This is a genomic window from Vibrio stylophorae (assembly GCF_921293875.1).
Taxonomy (GTDB): Bacteria; Pseudomonadota; Gammaproteobacteria; order Enterobacterales; family Vibrionaceae; genus Vibrio_A; species Vibrio_A stylophorae.
Map to the genome: position 1 here is coordinate 2704616 of NZ_CAKLDI010000001.1, position 16544 is coordinate 2721159.

18 protein-coding genes are annotated in these 16544 nt (G+C 46.9%); 11 read left to right on the forward strand and 7 right to left on the reverse strand.

The genetic code is table 11. The features are described from left to right. Positions 1-2: 2 nt before the first annotated feature. Entirely contained in the window at positions 3-872 is an 870-nt protein-coding gene (asd, locus tag L9P36_RS12665; protein WP_494338353.1) for an archaetidylserine decarboxylase, read from the forward strand. Positions 873-1033: 161 nt separating this feature from the next. Continuing rightward, positions 1034-2449, forward strand: coding sequence for an SLC13 family permease (locus tag L9P36_RS12670; RefSeq protein ID WP_237467547.1), 1416 nt, complete (start codon positions 1034-1036; stop codon positions 2447-2449). 179 nt (positions 2450-2628) lie between these two features. On the opposite strand, the gene epmA is transcribed toward L9P36_RS12670, so the two are convergent. Continuing rightward, on the reverse strand, positions 2629-3624 hold the full coding sequence (gene epmA, locus L9P36_RS12675) for an elongation factor P--(R)-beta-lysine ligase (RefSeq protein ID WP_435532747.1): 996 nt from the start codon (positions 3622-3624) through the stop codon (positions 2629-2631). 309 nt (positions 3625-3933) lie between these two features. Between epmA and frdA the strand changes: the two genes are divergently transcribed. The 5 genes from frdA (at position 3934) to L9P36_RS12700 (ending at position 8029) form a co-directional block, all read left to right on the forward strand. Then, positions 3934-5733 carry a fumarate reductase (quinol) flavoprotein subunit gene (frdA, locus tag L9P36_RS12680; protein ID WP_237467548.1) on the forward strand — a complete coding sequence of 600 codons (1800 nt, stop codon included), beginning with the start codon at positions 3934-3936 and terminating at the stop codon, positions 5731-5733. Further along, a complete protein-coding gene (locus L9P36_RS12685) occupies positions 5733-6479 on the forward strand; it encodes a succinate dehydrogenase/fumarate reductase iron-sulfur subunit (RefSeq protein WP_237467549.1) in 747 nt (248 codons plus the stop codon). The genes frdA and L9P36_RS12685 overlap by 1 nt, the downstream gene beginning before the upstream one ends. Positions 6480-6481: 2 nt before the next feature. Continuing rightward, a complete protein-coding gene (gene frdC, locus L9P36_RS12690) occupies positions 6482-6865 on the forward strand; it encodes a fumarate reductase subunit FrdC (RefSeq protein WP_237467550.1) in 384 nt (127 codons plus the stop codon). Between the two features lie 10 nt (positions 6866-6875). Continuing rightward, positions 6876-7232 carry a fumarate reductase subunit FrdD gene (gene frdD / locus L9P36_RS12695; protein ID WP_237467551.1) on the forward strand — a complete coding sequence of 119 codons (357 nt, stop codon included), beginning with the start codon at positions 6876-6878 and terminating at the stop codon, positions 7230-7232. A 269-nt stretch (positions 7233-7501) separates the two neighbouring features. Beyond that, a complete protein-coding gene (locus L9P36_RS12700) occupies positions 7502-8029 on the forward strand; it encodes a TFIIB-type zinc ribbon-containing protein (RefSeq protein WP_237467552.1) in 528 nt (175 codons plus the stop codon). A gap of 84 nt (positions 8030-8113) precedes the next feature. Here the strand turns inward: L9P36_RS12700 and L9P36_RS12705 are convergent, their stop codons facing one another. From L9P36_RS12705 to L9P36_RS12715, 3 genes are all read right to left on the reverse strand, one after another. Then, positions 8114-8305 carry a hypothetical protein gene (locus L9P36_RS12705; protein ID WP_237467554.1) on the reverse strand — a complete coding sequence of 64 codons (192 nt, stop codon included), beginning with the start codon at positions 8303-8305 and terminating at the stop codon, positions 8114-8116. A gap of 316 nt (positions 8306-8621) precedes the next feature. After that, on the reverse strand, positions 8622-9068 hold the full coding sequence (locus tag L9P36_RS12710; RefSeq protein ID WP_237467562.1) for a hypothetical protein: 447 nt from the start codon (positions 9066-9068) through the stop codon (positions 8622-8624). Between the two features lie 267 nt (positions 9069-9335). After that, entirely contained in the window at positions 9336-10013 is a 678-nt protein-coding gene (locus tag L9P36_RS12715; protein WP_237467564.1) for a hypothetical protein, read from the reverse strand. Positions 10014-10328: 315 nt separating this feature from the next. On the opposite strand from L9P36_RS12715, the gene L9P36_RS12720 reads away from it, so the two are divergent. The 4 genes from L9P36_RS12720 (at position 10329) to L9P36_RS12735 (ending at position 12321) form a co-directional block, all read left to right on the forward strand. After that, positions 10329-10700 carry a hypothetical protein gene (locus tag L9P36_RS12720; RefSeq protein WP_237467565.1) on the forward strand — a complete coding sequence of 124 codons (372 nt, stop codon included), beginning with the start codon at positions 10329-10331 and terminating at the stop codon, positions 10698-10700. Positions 10701-10706: 6 nt separating this feature from the next. Next, the gene (locus L9P36_RS12725; protein ID WP_237467567.1) at positions 10707-10874 is read left to right on the forward strand and encodes a hypothetical protein; all 168 of its coding nucleotides are present in this window, start codon (positions 10707-10709) and stop codon (positions 10872-10874) included. Between the two features lie 109 nt (positions 10875-10983). After that, the gene (locus L9P36_RS12730) at positions 10984-11484 is read left to right on the forward strand and encodes a hypothetical protein (RefSeq protein WP_237467569.1); all 501 of its coding nucleotides are present in this window, start codon (positions 10984-10986) and stop codon (positions 11482-11484) included. Between the two features lie 351 nt (positions 11485-11835). Further along, on the forward strand, positions 11836-12321 hold the full coding sequence (locus L9P36_RS12735) for a type II secretion system protein (RefSeq protein ID WP_237467571.1): 486 nt from the start codon (positions 11836-11838) through the stop codon (positions 12319-12321). A gap of 27 nt (positions 12322-12348) precedes the next feature. Here L9P36_RS12735 and L9P36_RS12740 read toward each other — a convergent pair whose 3' ends face one another. The 3 genes from L9P36_RS12740 to argH all read right to left on the reverse strand — a co-directional run bounded on the left by L9P36_RS12740 (position 12349) and on the right by argH (position 16519). After that, positions 12349-12708 (reverse strand): hypothetical protein, encoded by a 360-nt coding sequence (locus L9P36_RS12740; RefSeq protein ID WP_237467573.1) that lies wholly within the window; start codon positions 12706-12708, stop codon positions 12349-12351. A gap of 247 nt (positions 12709-12955) precedes the next feature. Then, positions 12956-14473 carry an alkaline phosphatase family protein gene (locus L9P36_RS12745; RefSeq protein ID WP_237467575.1) on the reverse strand — a complete coding sequence of 506 codons (1518 nt, stop codon included), beginning with the start codon at positions 14471-14473 and terminating at the stop codon, positions 12956-12958. A 168-nt stretch (positions 14474-14641) separates the two neighbouring features. Continuing rightward, on the reverse strand, positions 14642-16519 hold the full coding sequence (argH, locus tag L9P36_RS12750; protein ID WP_237467577.1) for an argininosuccinate lyase: 1878 nt from the start codon (positions 16517-16519) through the stop codon (positions 14642-14644). Positions 16520-16544 lie beyond the last annotated feature (25 nt).

Genomic DNA, 16544 nt, shown 5'->3' on the forward strand with positions numbered 1-16544 from the left:
CCGTGTTAGATAAAATCAAAATCGCTTTTCAATATTGTTTACCAAAACGCTTGGTCACTGAGCTGATGGGCAAATTCGCCAGCGCCAAAGCGGGCGGCATGACCACCGCATTTATTCGTTGGTTTATCAAACAATATCGCATTGATATGAGCGAAGCTGTGATTGAAGAACCAACTCAATTTGAGACCTTCAATGACTTTTTCACCCGTGAGCTCAAACCGGGTCTGCGCACTTTTAGCGATGATGCACAAGAGATTGGCCACCCTGCCGACGCGCGCGTAAGCCAGCTTGGAGCCATTGAGCAAGGTCAACTCATTCAAGCCAAGGGCCATAGCTACAGCGCCCTTACTCTATTGGGTGGTGATTACCGTTTGGCAGATACCTTTGCTGATGGCCAATTTGCCACGCTTTATTTATCACCAAGTGATTATCACCGCGTACATATGCCAATGGCAGGTACCCTACGCCAAATGATCTATGTACCGGGCGATCTATTCTCGGTAAACCCACTGACCGCTGAAAACGTGCCTGACCTATTTGCGCGTAACGAGCGCGTGGTCTGTATTTTTGATACCGCCATTGGTCCTATGGCGCAGGTTTTAGTAGGCGCAACGATTGTCGGTAGCATTGAAACCGTTTGGGCTGGCACCATCACCCCACAACGTCGCCCGACCATCCATAAGTGGGATTACCCTGCCGCCGGTGAAGAGGGTGCGATTACCCTTGAAAAAGGTCAGGAAATGGGCCGCTTTAAACTAGGCTCAACGGTAATCAACCTCTTTCCAAAAGACACCATTAGCTTTGATGAGAGCTTGGCACCTGGCATTAAAACCAGCCTAGGCACCCCTTACGCGCGCATTCAAACAAACTAACGCGCACAATTTGCAGCGCAATGGTCGCTGTGAAGTAATGCACAGACTGACAAACGGCTTCCTTAGAAGCCGTTTTTTAATCACAAATTTAACGCAATTCAAAACATTTCATAACCAACTCTCGTATTCTGGTGGCAATTGATTCACATGAGTGAGCCATCATGCCAACCTTATCTGTGTCGCAACTGCTTCGCTTGGGGGTCGCCTTTGGCCTGCCCCTGTTGGTTCTTTTACTGCCCCGTGAACTGATTCCACTGGATGAGCTCACCACGGTGCAACATCGACTGCTGGCGATTTTCCTACTCGCAGCCCTGCTTTGGGTACTCGAACCCATTCCTGTTTTTGCCACTTCCATTTTGATTATCTGCCTTGAGCTGGTGATGATTTCCGATCAAGGACTGAGCCTTCTCACCCATGACACCAGCGCCGCTGATTTTGGCGTGCTGCTGCATTACAAAGATATTTGTAACGCTTTCTCATCGCCCATCATTATTCTGTTCATGGGGGGTTTTGCGCTGGCCATTTCTGCCTCCAAATATGAATTGGACAACAACCTTGCCCGCGTTTTGCTCAAACCCTTTGGCCGTCAACCGAAATTTATTATGTTGGGGCTGATGCTGATCACCGCGGTGTTCTCAATGTTTATGTCCAACACCGCCACCACAGTGATGATGTTGGCGCTACTCACGCCCATTGTCGCCGCCGCGCCCAAGGGTGATTTAGGCATTAAAGCGCTGGTACTGTGCATTCCCATCGCCGCCAATACCGGTGGCATTGGTACCCCCATTGGCACGCCGCCCAACGCCATCGCACTGCAATATTTAACCGGTGATAACCGCATCGACTTTCTCACATGGATGAGCATGGGCATCCCCTTTGTGGTGATCCAACTAAGCATCGCGTGGCTAGTGCTACAGAAACTCTTTCCATCACAGGAAAAGGAGATGAAGTTAAAACTTGATGGCACCTTTCAAACTGGCTGGCGCGCTATGGTGGTTTACGCCACATTTGCCATCACCATTTTGCTGTGGATGACCACCAAGCTACATGGCATGAACTCCTATGTGGTGTCATTAATTCCACTAACGGTGTTCACCATGACTGGCATCATGGGTAAAAACGAGCTCAAGCTGATTAACTGGGATGTATTGTGGTTGGTTGCTGGCGGGATCGCGATTGGTATTGGTCTTGAAAATACAGGCTTAGCCCTGACCTTGGCCCATGCCATCGATTACAACACCCTTACCCCATTTGCAGTGATTGTATCGCTCTCCATGGTTTGCTGGCTGATGGCTAACTTTATGTCCAATACCGCCACCGCTAACTTATTGATGCCCATCGCAGCAGCGATCGCCACTTCCATGGATAGCTTGGTGGCCTACGGCGGCATGCAAGGCTTACTGGTGGTGGTCGCCTTCTCGGCATCCTTAGGCATGATTTTGCCAGTATCCACGCCACCAAACTCTTTGGCTTACTCGACAGGCCTTGTAGAGAGCAAAGATATGGCCAAAACTGGCGTAATTTTAGGCATCACTGGCTTGGCAATTGTCTATATTGCGCTGCCTTTACTGACCTAAGCCACAAACAAAATATACGCAGTTGATAATGATTTGCATTTATGGGTTGTTTTCGCTTAAAGTAATTGAGCGGTCAGACACCTTAAAAGCCTTAAGACTGATTGTATTTTGATATATCTCCCCGAAAAAAAAGCGCCGTTGTTTGGCGCTTTTTCTCGTTTCACCTTTTTCTCATTCACTTAGGCGCGATGCAGCGGAAAACTCAGCACCTGATCAATATGCTCAGCACCAAGCGCTAGCATCACCAAGCGATCAATCCCCAGCGCCACACCCGCGCAATCCGGCATACCCGCAGCAAGCGCCGCAATCAGCTGATGATCAATCACCTGCGCTGGTAAGCCCATGGCTTCACGCTGCACATTGTCAGCTTCAAAGCGGGCAAGCTGCTCCTTGGCATCAGTCAGCTCATGGAAACCATTGGCCAGCTCAATCCCTTTAAAATAAACCTCAAAGCGATCAGCCACGCGCGGATCATCGGCATTCAGTTTAGCCAGCGCCGCTTGTGAGGCCGGAAAATCATAGACAAACACCGGTACACTTTGGCCAATTTTCGCCTCAATCACGCAAGAAAATAGCAGTTGTAACACCCCATCGCGATCCAGCTGCAATGCCACATCAGCCAAGTCATGCTGCGCCGCGCAAGCTTGCAATTCTTGCAATGAAGCCTCCAGCGGACAAATCCCACACACATTTAAAAACGCCTGTTGGTAGGTTAAACGTGTTGGCGCTTCGCAAGCCAAAATCAGTTGCAACAGTTGCGCCATCTCATCCATCAATTGGTGGTGATCAAATCCCACCCGATACCACTCCAACATGGTGAACTCAGCATTATGGTGACGGCCGCCCTCTTCATTGCGAAACACCTTAGAGAGCTGATAAATACAGCCAGAGCCCGCAGCCAACAAACGCTTCATATGAAATTCAGGACTGGTCATTAAATTAAGCGGCGCACCTTTGGCATAACCCGGCCCATAAAAGGTGGTGGCAAAGGTGTGCAGATGCACATCCGTCACCCCAGCATGACTTAAAGTCGGCGTTTCCACCGCCAGCACATTGCGCTTGGCGAAAAAGTCACGAATGCTTGCCATCACAACGGCGCGCTTACGTAAATTGTCAATGGACGCCGTCGGTTGCCAAGTCATTTGGCTTTGTGAATCAGCCACAAAATCAGTCATTGCTATTCCTCCAGTACGAGAATGCTGCGCTTATTATTTGCCACGCAATTTTGCCGTCAGTGTACTCAGTTTCCCCATGGGTACAAGCGCCGCAAAAGCGGTTACTCAGCACGATATGCGCATAAAAATGCAGTGATCCAGCTCACAAGCCGAGTCGAAATCATGGTCTTAGACACGTTTTCACATTTAAATCCGCGCCAATATCAAGGTTTATTGATCACCATTTCATTACAATTTTGTGCAGGCTTTTAAGGTGTTGATTGCGCTTAGCGCACATCATCAAATACTTCTCTGACCGTGGAGGATACTGTGCAAACGATAACCACAGATATCGCTGTCATCGGCGCCGGTGGTGCAGGCTTACGAGCTGCCATTGCCGCTGCCGAGGCCAATCCTGATTTGAACATCGCACTGATCTCTAAAGTTTACCCAATGCGCTCACATACTGTGGCCGCAGAAGGTGGCTCGGCTGCTGTGATTAAAGAGGAAGACAGCTTAGATAACCACTTTAACGATACTGTTGGCGGCGGCGACTGGCTCTGTGAACAGGACGTGGTGGAATACTTTGTTGAAAATGCAACGCGCGAGATGACCCAACTTGAACAATGGGGTTGTCCATGGAGTCGTAAAGAAAGCGGTGAAGTCAACGTCCGTCGATTTGGCGGCATGAAAGTCGAGCGCACTTGGTTTGCGGCCGACAAGACCGGTTTCCACATGTTGCACACCCTCTTTCAAACCTCGATCAAATATCAGCAAATTCAGCGCTTTGACGAATATTTCGTGGTTGACCTCGTGGTCGTTGATAACGAAGTACAAGGCCTGATCGCCATTCATATGTCGGAAGGCGAGCTGGTTTGCTTCAAGGCCAAATCTGTCATTTTGGCAACGGGCGGCGCTGGTCGTGTCTATCACTGCAATACCAACGGCGGCATTGTTACCGGTGATGGTATGGCCATGGCTTATCGTCACGGTGTGCCACTGCGTGATATGGAATTTGTTCAATATCACCCAACCGGCTTGCCTGGCACAGGTATCTTGATGACCGAAGGTTGTCGTGGTGAAGGCGGTATCATCGTCAACAAAGATGGCTATCGCTACCTACAAGACTATGGCATGGGCCCTGAAACCCCAATCGGTCAGCCTAAAAACAAATATATGGAGCTCGGCCCACGCGACAAAGTATCGCAAGCATTCTGGCATGAGCAACAAAAGGGCAACACCATCAAGCACCCACTGGGTGATGTGGTACACCTTGACCTACGCCATTTAGGCGAAGCCTATCTACATGAGCGCTTGCCGTTTATTTGTGAGCTTGCCAAGGCTTACGTCAACGTCGACCCAGCCAAAGAGCCGATTCCAATTCGCCCAACCGTGCACTACACCATGGGCGGTATTGAGACCAACAACAAAAACGAAACCCGCATCAAGGGTCTGTTCGCGGTTGGTGAATGTTCTTCTGTCGGCCTCCATGGTGCCAACCGTCTTGGCTCAAATTCACTGGCAGAACTTGTGGTCTTTGGCCGCGTTGCGGGTGAAGGCGCAGCAGCGCGCGCAGCAGAGTTCCAAAGCTTTGATACCAAAGCGATTCGCGCACAAGCTAAAGAAGTACAAAAACGCATCGACGAGCTACTTGCACAAGAAGGCGATGAGAACTGGGCGACGATTCGCACCGAAATGGGTCAAACCATGGAAGCGGGCTGCGGCATTTATCGCCAAGAAGATCTAATGCAAGCCACCATCAAGAAGCTCACTGAGCTGAAAAAACGCTATAAACAAATCAGCATCAAGGACAAGGGCAAGGTATTTAATACCGACCTACTCTACGCCATTGAAGTGGGTTATAGCTTGGATATCGCTGAAGCCATGGCGCACTCTGCGATTCAACGTCGCGAGTCTCGCGGTGCGCACCAACGTTTAGACGATGGCTGCACCGAGCGTGATGACAACAACTTCTTGAAGCACACCTTGGCTTACTACAACGCCAAGGGCGCACCAAAGATTGACTATAGCGATGTCACCATCACCAAATCGCAGCCCAAAGCGCGTTTGTATGGTGCCGAAGCGGAAGCTGCAGAAAAAGCAGCCAAGCAAACGGAGGAGCAAGCCTAATGTCTGGTACACGTATTCAGAAAGTATCGATTCTGCGTTACGACCCAGAGCGTGATGCTGAACCCTACATGCAAACCTTTGAAGTCCCTTTTGATGACACCATGTCGGTACTCGACGCATTAGGTTACATCAAGGATAACTTGGATAAAGATCTGGCCTATCGCTGGTCTTGTCGTATGGCCATTTGTGGCTCTTGCGGCATGATGGTGGACAATGTGCCAAAGCTGGCTTGTAAAACCTTCCTGCGTGACTATCCAAAAGGGCTCACCATTGAACCTTTGGCTAACTTTGCCATTGAGAAAGATTTGATTGTGGATATGACGCCATTTATTGAGCGTCTAGAAGCAATCAAGCCTTACATTATCGGTAACGATCGCAAACCAGAGGATGGTCCAAACAACCAAACCCCTGAGCAGATGGCGCGCTACAAGCAGTTCTCTGCTTGTATCAACTGCGGTCTTTGCTATGCGGCATGTCCGCAGTTTGGCCTCAACCCTGATTTCTTAGGCCCTGCCGCCCTCACCCTTGCCCACCGCTATAACCTTGATAGCCGTGACAATGGTAGTGCTGAGCGCATGAAGTTGATCAATGGCGATAACGGCGCTTGGGGTTGTACCTTTGTGGGTTACTGCTCTGAAGTGTGTCCAAAACATGTGGACCCAGCTTCTGCGGTCAACCAAGGCAAGATTGAATCATCGAAAGATTTTCTCATTGCCATGATCAAACCCCAGCCACAGGAGGCCTAAAGATGAGTCATCGTAAGCCTTATGTTCGCACCATGAACCGCACTTGGTGGAAAGGTCATCCTTTCTATCGTTTCTACATGCTGCGTGAAGCCACCGTACTACCACTGATCTTTTTTACCCTGTTCCTGACTTTTGGTTTAGGTTCATTGGTTAAAGGTCCGGTCGCTTGGCAACATTGGTTGGAATTTATGGCCAATCCAGTAGTGGTTGCGATCAACATCGTAGCGCTACTAGGTAGCCTATTTCACGCGCAAACCTTTTTCTCCATGATGCCGCAAGTGATGCCGATTCGAATCAAAGGCAAAACCTTGGATACGCGTATCATTGTACTCGCTCAGTGGGTTGCCGTTGCGGCTATCTCATTGGTCGTACTACTGATTGTTTAAGGAGATAGACATGATTAACCAAAATCCTCGTCGCTCCGACGAACCCATTTGGTGGGGACTCTTTGGCGCTGGCGGCACATGGTTTGCCATGATCACCCCAGTCACCATTTTGGTCTTAGGGATCCTCATTCCTTTCGGTGTGATTGATAAAATCAGCTACAAAGAAGCAGCAACTTTTGCCACCAGCTTTATTGGCGCGCTTTTTGTCATTGGCACATTGGCACTACCGATGTGGCATGCGATGCACCGACTTCACCACGGTATGCATGATCTCAAGATCCATAGCGGTGTGCTGGGTAAAGTGATCTGCTATGGCATTGCAGCGCTTATCTCTGCCTTGGCGATTATTTTTATCTTTATGATCTAATCCGCCATCTATGCATGCAGAAGATGCACGCAAAAGCTGTGTTCAAAAAAGGCTTGGCATTGCTAAGCCTTTTTATTGAATCAATCACTGAGCCGCACGCCTCACCAGAAAGCCACGCACTGCGTGGCTTTTTTTGTTGCTTCTAGCGTGCATTGCAACACCCTGTGATAAATCCAGCAAAACCATCAAGCTATCTCTCTAAGCTTCGGAACTCGCTGTAAGATAAATAAAATTTAAGTCAATCGACTGTTCAATCAGGGAGAAAATGGATGAAATGCCCAGCGTGTAGCCATCAAATGAGTCATGTCGAAGTCGGAGGCGTTGAGGTCGATGTCTGCCGTGGCGGCTGTGGTGGCATCTGGTTTGATACCTATGAATTTAAAAAATTTGATGAGCCTCATGAGGAAGCCGGAACCAGCTTACTGAACATTGAAGTGAATCCTGAAATAAAAGTGGATCACAGCGCTCGTCGTCACTGCCCTAAATGTGAAAATCAGCCACTGCATCGTCATTTCTATAGCATGAAGCGTGAAGTTGAAATTGATGATTGCGTACGTTGTGCAGGTGTTTTCCTTGATACTGGTGAACTCAACATCATCCGCGGTATGTACAACACAGAAGAAGAAAAGCGTGAGGCAAATGTCGAGGCGATCAATGAAATGTTCAACGAAGATGTCATGAACATGAACGCCAAGCATCAAGAGAACCGTGAAAAAGCACAGCGCTTTGCCAACATGGTTCGCTTCCTTTGCCCATCAGCCTATATCGAAGGCAAACAAAAATGGGGCGCTTTCTAAGTTAAGCCCCCATTTCGGCAAATAGCCCACAACTAGAAAGGCGCGACTCTTTCAACGAGTCGCGCCTTTTTCTATCTTGACAGCTTATTTTGCGTCATGTGTTGCTTGATATGCTGCAACACAGCTTTGGAAAATATTGGATGTGCCACAAGCCTGAATCTCTTGTTGAGAATATTCAGAAACCGCTGCTGCTGTTGTTTTTGCAGGTTCAGCTTGTACACCAGTTGCAAACAAACCAAACGCCATCATCATTGCTACGAATACTTTTTTCATCATCATTTCTCCAACTGAAGCAGCATCTCTTTTGAATACTGCAATTCTCGTTTGAGGCGATACTACTGAACTCGTCTCGTTTTGATGGGTTCATCATAGGTTCGCCGCACTGAACAGAAACTGAACAATGTGACTAGAATCACATACAGAAGAAAAACAATGAAACAGAACGGCATTCTTTTATCGATAGCCGCACAAAATAAGTAAGCCCAATATGATTATTGGTTTTCAAATAATTCAAGGGGCTTAAGAGAAAGTAAAAAACAGGACATTTCGTCCTGTTTTTTACTTTGCTAACCACGATAAGATCAGCCGTAATTTATTCGAGGCAGAAGGTTTGATATTGAATCCCTTCCATCTCCACATGGCCAGATTCAATCTGCGTTTCAGCTGAACGCTTCTTCAATAAAAATCCATGTGCATGATAGGTGTCAATCCATTGGCTGACGTCCCCATCTTTGCCATCTAAGCGCTTATGTTGCTCTCGATTTTTATCATCAAAACGAACGGTCAGCGTGCCATAGGGTTCATTGTTTTGATCAAAATAGACCATCTCAAGGACGCGTCCTTTCTCATCTCGTTTGTTCACACGCATATTCATCAAGGATGTATTATTCGACAATAGCTCAATGGACTCGAGGTAACCTTGGTCATTGTGATGGTAGATCTCTTGGCTTGCACCAAACTCTGTTTTTTGGGCTAAAAATCCCCCGAGATGTTGTTGATCGCGAATAAAATCTGCGTCATTGGCGTAATGCAGCCGCATCGACTGCCAATTTTCACATTCACTCGCACAATATTCCATCGTCAACGTATGCGTTTGTGAATCATAATGATGACGGCGCTGATTGTGCGTTTCACTCTCATTGTCCACCCAAACGTATTAACTGGGATAGGTTAAACACTGGCTTGCTTCATCGGTATTTTTACAAGCCGGTAAAAGCGCAAGAAGCGAGATTGCACCCACAAATTTCAGGCGCAATCCTATTTGGTTAGCGTGTATCATCCTTGACCTCACGTTCATTAAAATGGGTTATTTCATACAAAAAATTTGTGTTTGTACTGAACCAGGTTTTAAGCGCTCAGTCAGTCGATTGGCATTGAGATCATAAAATTCAGAAACCAGATTTAACTCGTTTTTCACTGTCAGCCACTTACTTGCTGGCATATTGGGAAGGGTAAACTCGCGAAACTCTTTGTTGCCCTCAAAACGAATCAACATCTGCCAATTATCCACAGGGTTAAATAGTTGCGTCACACGGCCTTGCTGATCATAGGCTTTGACTTCAAGCTTAGTTTCGGTGTCTTCCTGATAGGATTGAATGGCAATGGCTCGTCCTTGCTCATCATGCTGATATTCTTCTAAATAGCCATTTTGCTCGAATTTTTTCGCCAATAGCTTTCCAGGTAGCAATTGATCAGCAATAAAATCCTGATCATTGGCATAGACAAGTTCAGTGCGCTGCCAATCACTATCCTCACCACAATCCTTGGAACAAATTGTGGTGATTAGGGTATGTTTTTTCGAATCGTAGGTAACACGGTGGGTCTTGGTATCAAAAATTTCACCATCTGAATCAAGACGTTCGATGGTATAAACCGATGCATAGGTTAAACAACCCTCTGATGTCTCTTCGCTCTGGCATCCCACCAATAACAGGGATGATAAGCCAAGACAGGTTGCAAGCTTCATATGAGTTCCTTTATTCATCGCGACATCCTTACGGGTTAAGGGCTGAAGCTATCGCATAAATAACTTATAAATCAAATATTAAACACGTTTTTCTGACCCGCTCAGCAATCTTAGCAAATACCCATCAGTGATCGACCAACGTCATCCTTTTCTCTACTGCATGTCACAACCTTTACTCAAAAAGAACTCAGTTAAATTTTGAAACAACGCGTAAATAGCGAACTTACTAATTTATAAATTACACGGCCCGTGTGAATAAATGTGCATGGCTAAAAATAAGAGTTGAAAAAACAACAGTCTGTTTTAAATTTAAAATTTAAGAGGGTTATTATCATGAGAAAAATAATTGGGTTTATCACAATCATTTTATCTTTAATTACATTGCTAATCGTCATCTCAAGCTTTCTTAACACAAGCAGCAATATATATGGAGTAAGCTATAAGGATTACATTAAATATATTTATAGAATTTTTGTGGGCTCAATGGCTACTATTTCATCTCTTGCAATATTTATTACACTTACATTGCTTGCCAAGCCTCAAGCTAGTCACTCAGTAATATCATCGACCTCAAATCAGCCTGAAAAAGAATCGCCACAACCAAATAACCCAGATAAAAATACAGCTGATGACTTTGAATTGTCATTTAACGAAGGAATTAACAAAGAAATATCCAAACAACAATTGAAACGAGACGAAGGATAGCTACATATGTTTATCTTTATTATATGGATCATATTTGCCGTAGTTGTGGGCGCGATTGCAAAAGGGAAAGGGCTATCTGGTATCGGATTTTTTCTACTATCGATTCTATTGTCGCCATTAATTGGGCTGATTGTTGCATTGGTTATTCCAGCCAATAAACAGAGCTGTTCGTAACAAAATGGACATGTAATTAATCATCATATTATATGTAGAGATACGCACAGAATACATGCAAGCCTAACAACATGTGTGTCTCTTTTAATCACAATAGAGAGCTGGCAAAATGAAAAAAGATTACGAAAGCCTCATTATTCGCGGCACAATGCTCACCATTGCTATCGCATTTCTAATATATCTAGGATTAAACCTTTGGGAGATAGCATATCACGATGACACCCTTTCCAATCGTGAATGGGGTTATTCATCTTATGCTGAAAATGGCATTTCACTATGGCAGTGGCTCGAAATGCTCCAGGCAACTCTATTATTCTCAATGCTTTCTGTTTTGGCTATAAAACCAAGCTCAATCCAACATCATCAAGTATTTTTAGCCATTTCAATCGGTCTTATTATAAGTATATCTATCACAACCTATAACACCTACGAATTTCTAATCAACATTACAAAGATGAATCCAAGAGAACAAAGGTGGATAGCAAATGCATTTATTAACAGTACATGCATAGACTTCCTGATATATGCACTTATCATCTATCGTGGTCAACTATTCAAACAGCACCAGCGTTTTTTTGGTAAAAAAGTAGCAACCCCAGTTGATGCCTAAATAAAACGAACAATAGATAGAAAAAGCCACAACTGTGGCTTTCTCTATTTTGCCTCATCACAAATTTCATTCAGGCCCTGCTGCTATCTTTCGTCATCATTGGCTAACATGTGTCATGTAAATCACAGTCCACGGCTTTTAATATATCTGTTTTTGCAGATAAGAGCTTTTGACCTATGGCGTTCCAAAAGCTCAAAATACTGCACACAACCAATAATTTCATATCAATTTTCATTAAAAATAATGTGTTAGCGCAAAGTTATCCGCTTTATCAAAGCATACCGATTGCGCAGAATCGGCCATCCCACTTACTCTGTAAACGGATCAGATGATGGAAGCTGTGAGGGTTCGGTGATGGAAAGTAAAGGGTTCACGCTCATTGAGCTGGTGATCGGGATCCTATTGGTTGCCATTTTAAGTGTAACCGCAATCCCTAAGTTTCTGAGCATGCAGAAAGATGCGCGTATTGCGGTGCTTTATCAGGCAAAAGGTGCCATCGCGACAGCGAATCAACAGCTCTATGCCAAGGCGATTATTCAATCGCAAGATAAAATCGACAGCACTCGCCTGAATATCGACCTTGACCATGATGGTATCAAAGATGTCGCAGGCTACTTTGGTTTGATCAAATACGTGAATCCAGCACGCGAACTTGCTGGCTTAGATCCACGATTAAATATACGCAAGGGCAACATCAATAACCCCGATGCGCCCTATTTTTGGATTGGCTTTACCGATCGCCCTTCAAGCACCCAACATCAGTGCTATGTCGCAATCTATTACCCACCTGCGGCCGGTGGTGAAGTGCGCTACAAAATGTTTAGTGATGATTGCTAATATCGACGGCTAGATAAGTCCTAATATTTAACTCTTACCTTCTGCAAGTTTGTAAAAATCACCACAGAATGTTTTTTGGCTCTCTTTGCTCTCAGCCAAAAACTGTCCACTTAGCGCATTGATATGTATCGCGAACACTTTACTTTCTTGCTCTGGCCAATGCTCAATATCGGCGTAATGCGGCGCAAATTGCTCCCATGAATCACCAATCACCTGCGCTCTTTGTTGATCGCCCATATCCAAATACAGAGACTGACACAAGCTATGGGCACTATACAAAATCGCCAGCTCTTTCATCTTGTCACTTTGTTGCGTGACCTGTGATGCAAATGCCGAAGAAGCCGTCGCCACGCTCAAAATCAATCCTGCAATCCATCCTGTTTTCATTGAACCTCCAAGCTCTATTTATTGATGCTTGTTGGTAAATTTAGGCACCTTCGGGGCAATTCACTGCCTCATCCCTGCAACATCGAGGCAGTTTGCAATTCAATAGATGTTTTGGACCATGCCAAGCCTCACATCGGTGATAACTTGAAATTACAATCACCACAGCTATTGCCGATGGTTAGCCACGACAAAAAAGCCGCTTTCGCGGCTTATAAAAATAGTTCATCACCCTATCCACTACGGGTAATTATGGCGCGGCATTCATTCCCAGCGCCTCGCGCATCACATGGTAGATATAGTGCTGTTCCACCACGCCTTGGAACAACCAAGCTTTAGGGCCACTGGCTAAAATCGCCACATCCTCACCTGAGTGCGTTTCTGATGCTGCCAGTGGGACCAGTGCTTGCTGCAAATAATCCAATTGCTGCACCTGCTGCTCATTGAGCTTGCTTCGTTCACCCGCTTGCGCGCCTGGGCCATTGCCGTAGGCAAGCGTGGTGTAAGGTTTGCCGTCATCACCCAAATTCAGTTTGCCCTGCTTTTTCGACAAGCCCAAAATCGGGTTACCGCGATCAGCGTAGCCATTGGCGATTAGAGTATGCGCATGGTCAGCGGTGACGATAATCAGGGTTTCTTGTGGATTGGTCATGGCAAGCGCCTGCGCTATCGCCGCGTCAAAAGCCAAGGTGTCCTGCAACGCACGGGCAGCATTGCCGGCATGGTGCGCATGGTCAATGCGCCCCGCTTCCACCATCAGCACATAACCTTGCTGATCGCGTGAAAGCATCTCAACCGCAAGTTTTGTCATTTCAGCAAGCGATGGCTCTTTGCTTGAATCGCGATCCGCTTCGTACTGCATATGGCTTGGTTCAAACAACCCCAGAACTCGCTCAGGTAGATTCTTCGAGACCGCATCAAAACCAGCCTTATTCCATACATACTCACCCTGAGGATAACGCTGCTGCCACTGGGCAATCAGATCTTGGCCATCTTTGCGTTTCCCTTTTTTATCCGCATATTCAGGGTCGTTTTGACTATTAAGCATCAACTCTCGACGCCCGCCACCCAAAACCACCTCAAGGCCATTGCCCCAATCAAAATCCACCAGCTGCTGAGCGATATCCACACAGCCCTGTTTTTTGGCAATTGGTGTCATTGCAGCATCATTTTCCCAGCCGCGATCAGCGCTATGTGCATAGGCCGTGGCCGGTGTTGCGTGGGTAATGCGCGCGGTGCTCACAACACCAATGGCGCGTCCTTGCTGGGCGGCACTTTCAAACAAAGTTTCCACTTGGTTACCCTTGAGGGTATTACAAAAACCCCGCTGCACTTTGTCGTTACCGCTAATCACCCCTGCTTTGGTTTTTACCCCTGCGACCATGGCCGTCGCGGTACCCGCTGAATCCGGGGTTTGCATATCGGTATTGTAGGTTTTAGAAAGCGCTACATGGGGTAAGCTTTCCAGCACCAAGCTGTGCTCTTCACCTGTCATGCCCTGCTGCTGACCTTGATAGATACGCGCTGCTGTTAAGGTGCCTACGCTCATCCCATCACCGATAAATAGGATGATATTTTTTGCGGGTTTATCGATGGGACGTTTTGCTTTGGCCGCAGCAAGTGCTTGCTGACCGCTTTGATACCAACTGTCTTTGACCTGCGGTAATGCCGCTTGAGATAAATTGGCATTATTTGGCATAGTTGCCGCTGTTGCACAGACCAGCGCACTGGATGTCATCAGCATAGTTGCTAAACCGATGCGTTTCATTGCTCACTCCTTTGTTATGATTGCGCTCAGCTTGGCCAAAAAAAATGACACCGAAGTGACAGGTACTTCGGTGTCATGAACAATTCATCATGTGACAGTTGCGTGACTATCAATCCCGCTTAAAGAGCACGAGATGATTCGGCTATCGTCAATCTCACGCCATCAATCTCAGGCAACGTGATGGCGGCTGATCAGCATCTCCTGATCCAGCACAATCTCCAAGGCCACTTCATCACAAGCATGTTGACGTGGGCAGCGATCGCAATCTTTCATCACTTTTTCTGGCAGCAATGCTTTTGAGGTAGCGCAGAATCCCTGCTTCATAAAGAATTCAGGCACTCGCGTCAGCACAAACACTCGGCTAATCGCCATTTGACTGGCTTTGCGCAGCATATGCTGCACCAATGCCGCGCCTTGCCCTTGATTTTGCCAGCCGGCTTCCACACCCAAAGAGCGAATTTCGGCTAGGCCAGAGTCATAGACATAAAGTGAGGCACAGCCCGTCACTTCACCATGCTGCTCGGTGACCGCAAATGAGCCCACATCGCGCACCAATTCATTGCGGTTGCGTGGTAGGTTTTCACCTAAGTTCGCCCAGTAAGAAACCATGCCCTCAATGGCATCCAAGTCGGTGAGACGAGCCGCGCGAATTTTCACCTGAGGTGAGTAACGCGCTTCCAAACGTTTCTCCGCTTGCTCGATAGCATAGGCCACTTGATGTGGTGCGACGCCACCTTTTGCCGAGCGTTTTTGCAGGCAAGACTCAATGGTCAAAATTGGATAGACATCATTCTCAATGACGCTTGAGAAGGCTTTGAGTTCAGCCAGAGATAACTCTTCCAAAGCGCAACCTTTGGCAATAGCACCAACCACAGCGACACCAACAATATGGTGCGCTTCACGGAATGGAATACCCTTGGCAACCAAGTAATCCGCCAGCTCTGTGGCATTGGCGTAGCCTTGCATCGCCGCTTCTAAGGCGCGCTCTTTGTTGATTTGAATGCCATCAAAGCACAACGCCGCCATCTCGATACAATCATGCCAAGTATCCAAAGCGTCAAATAGACCCTCTTTGTCTTCCTGCATATCTTTGTTGTAAGCCAATGGCAGAGCTTTCACCGTCATCATCATGCCCGCCAATGAACCATAGACTCGGCCACATTTACCGCGAATCAGCTCTAAGGCATCTGGGTTTTTCTTTTGTGGCATCAAGGATGAGCCAGAGGTGACGGTGTCAGACAACTCAATAAAGTTCGACTCACCGCTGTTGTAGAAGATCATATCTTCTGCAAGACGCGAAAGGTGAATCATGGAAAGCGAGGCAACGGACATCAGCTCCATCACATGGTCGCGATCAGATACGGAATCCAAGCTGTTGCGCGTTGCGCGAGCAAAGCCTAGGCTGTGCGCCAAGGCTTCGCGGTCGATCGGGTAAGCGGTGCCCGCAAGCGCACCTGAACCCAATGGACAGGTATCGAGACGCTCCAGCGCATCTTGCAAACGCGAGTAATCACGCTCAAACATCTCGACATAAGCTAAACACCAGTGCGCAAAGGTTACTGGCTGCGCACGTTGCAAGTGGGTGTAACCCGGAAGAACCGTGGCTTGATGTTCTGAAGCCACACGTACCAATTGAGATTGCAGCGTATCCAAGGTCAGCAGCAATTGCTGACCTTGCTGACGACACCACAATTTGAGATCCGTCGCGACCTGATCATTACGCGAGCGACCGGTATGTAATTTCTTACCCAAATCGCCGACGCGGTTGATCAACTGCTGCTCGACCCAACTATGAATATCTTCGGCATCGGATTGGAGAATCTGTTCAGGATCCTCCATCACCGCCAATTTGATTTCATTGAGGGCAAGTTCAAGCCGCTGCTGCTCATCCTCACTTAGCACATTGACTTGGCATAGGGCCTTGGACCATGCAATTGAACCGACAATATCTTGCTCGGCCAATCGGTAGTCAAACCGAAGCGAATCATTAAACTGCTTAAACCGCGTATCTGCTGCTTGACTAAACCGTCCACCCCATAACGCCATGGTGATTCTCCTTGTTACTCAACTT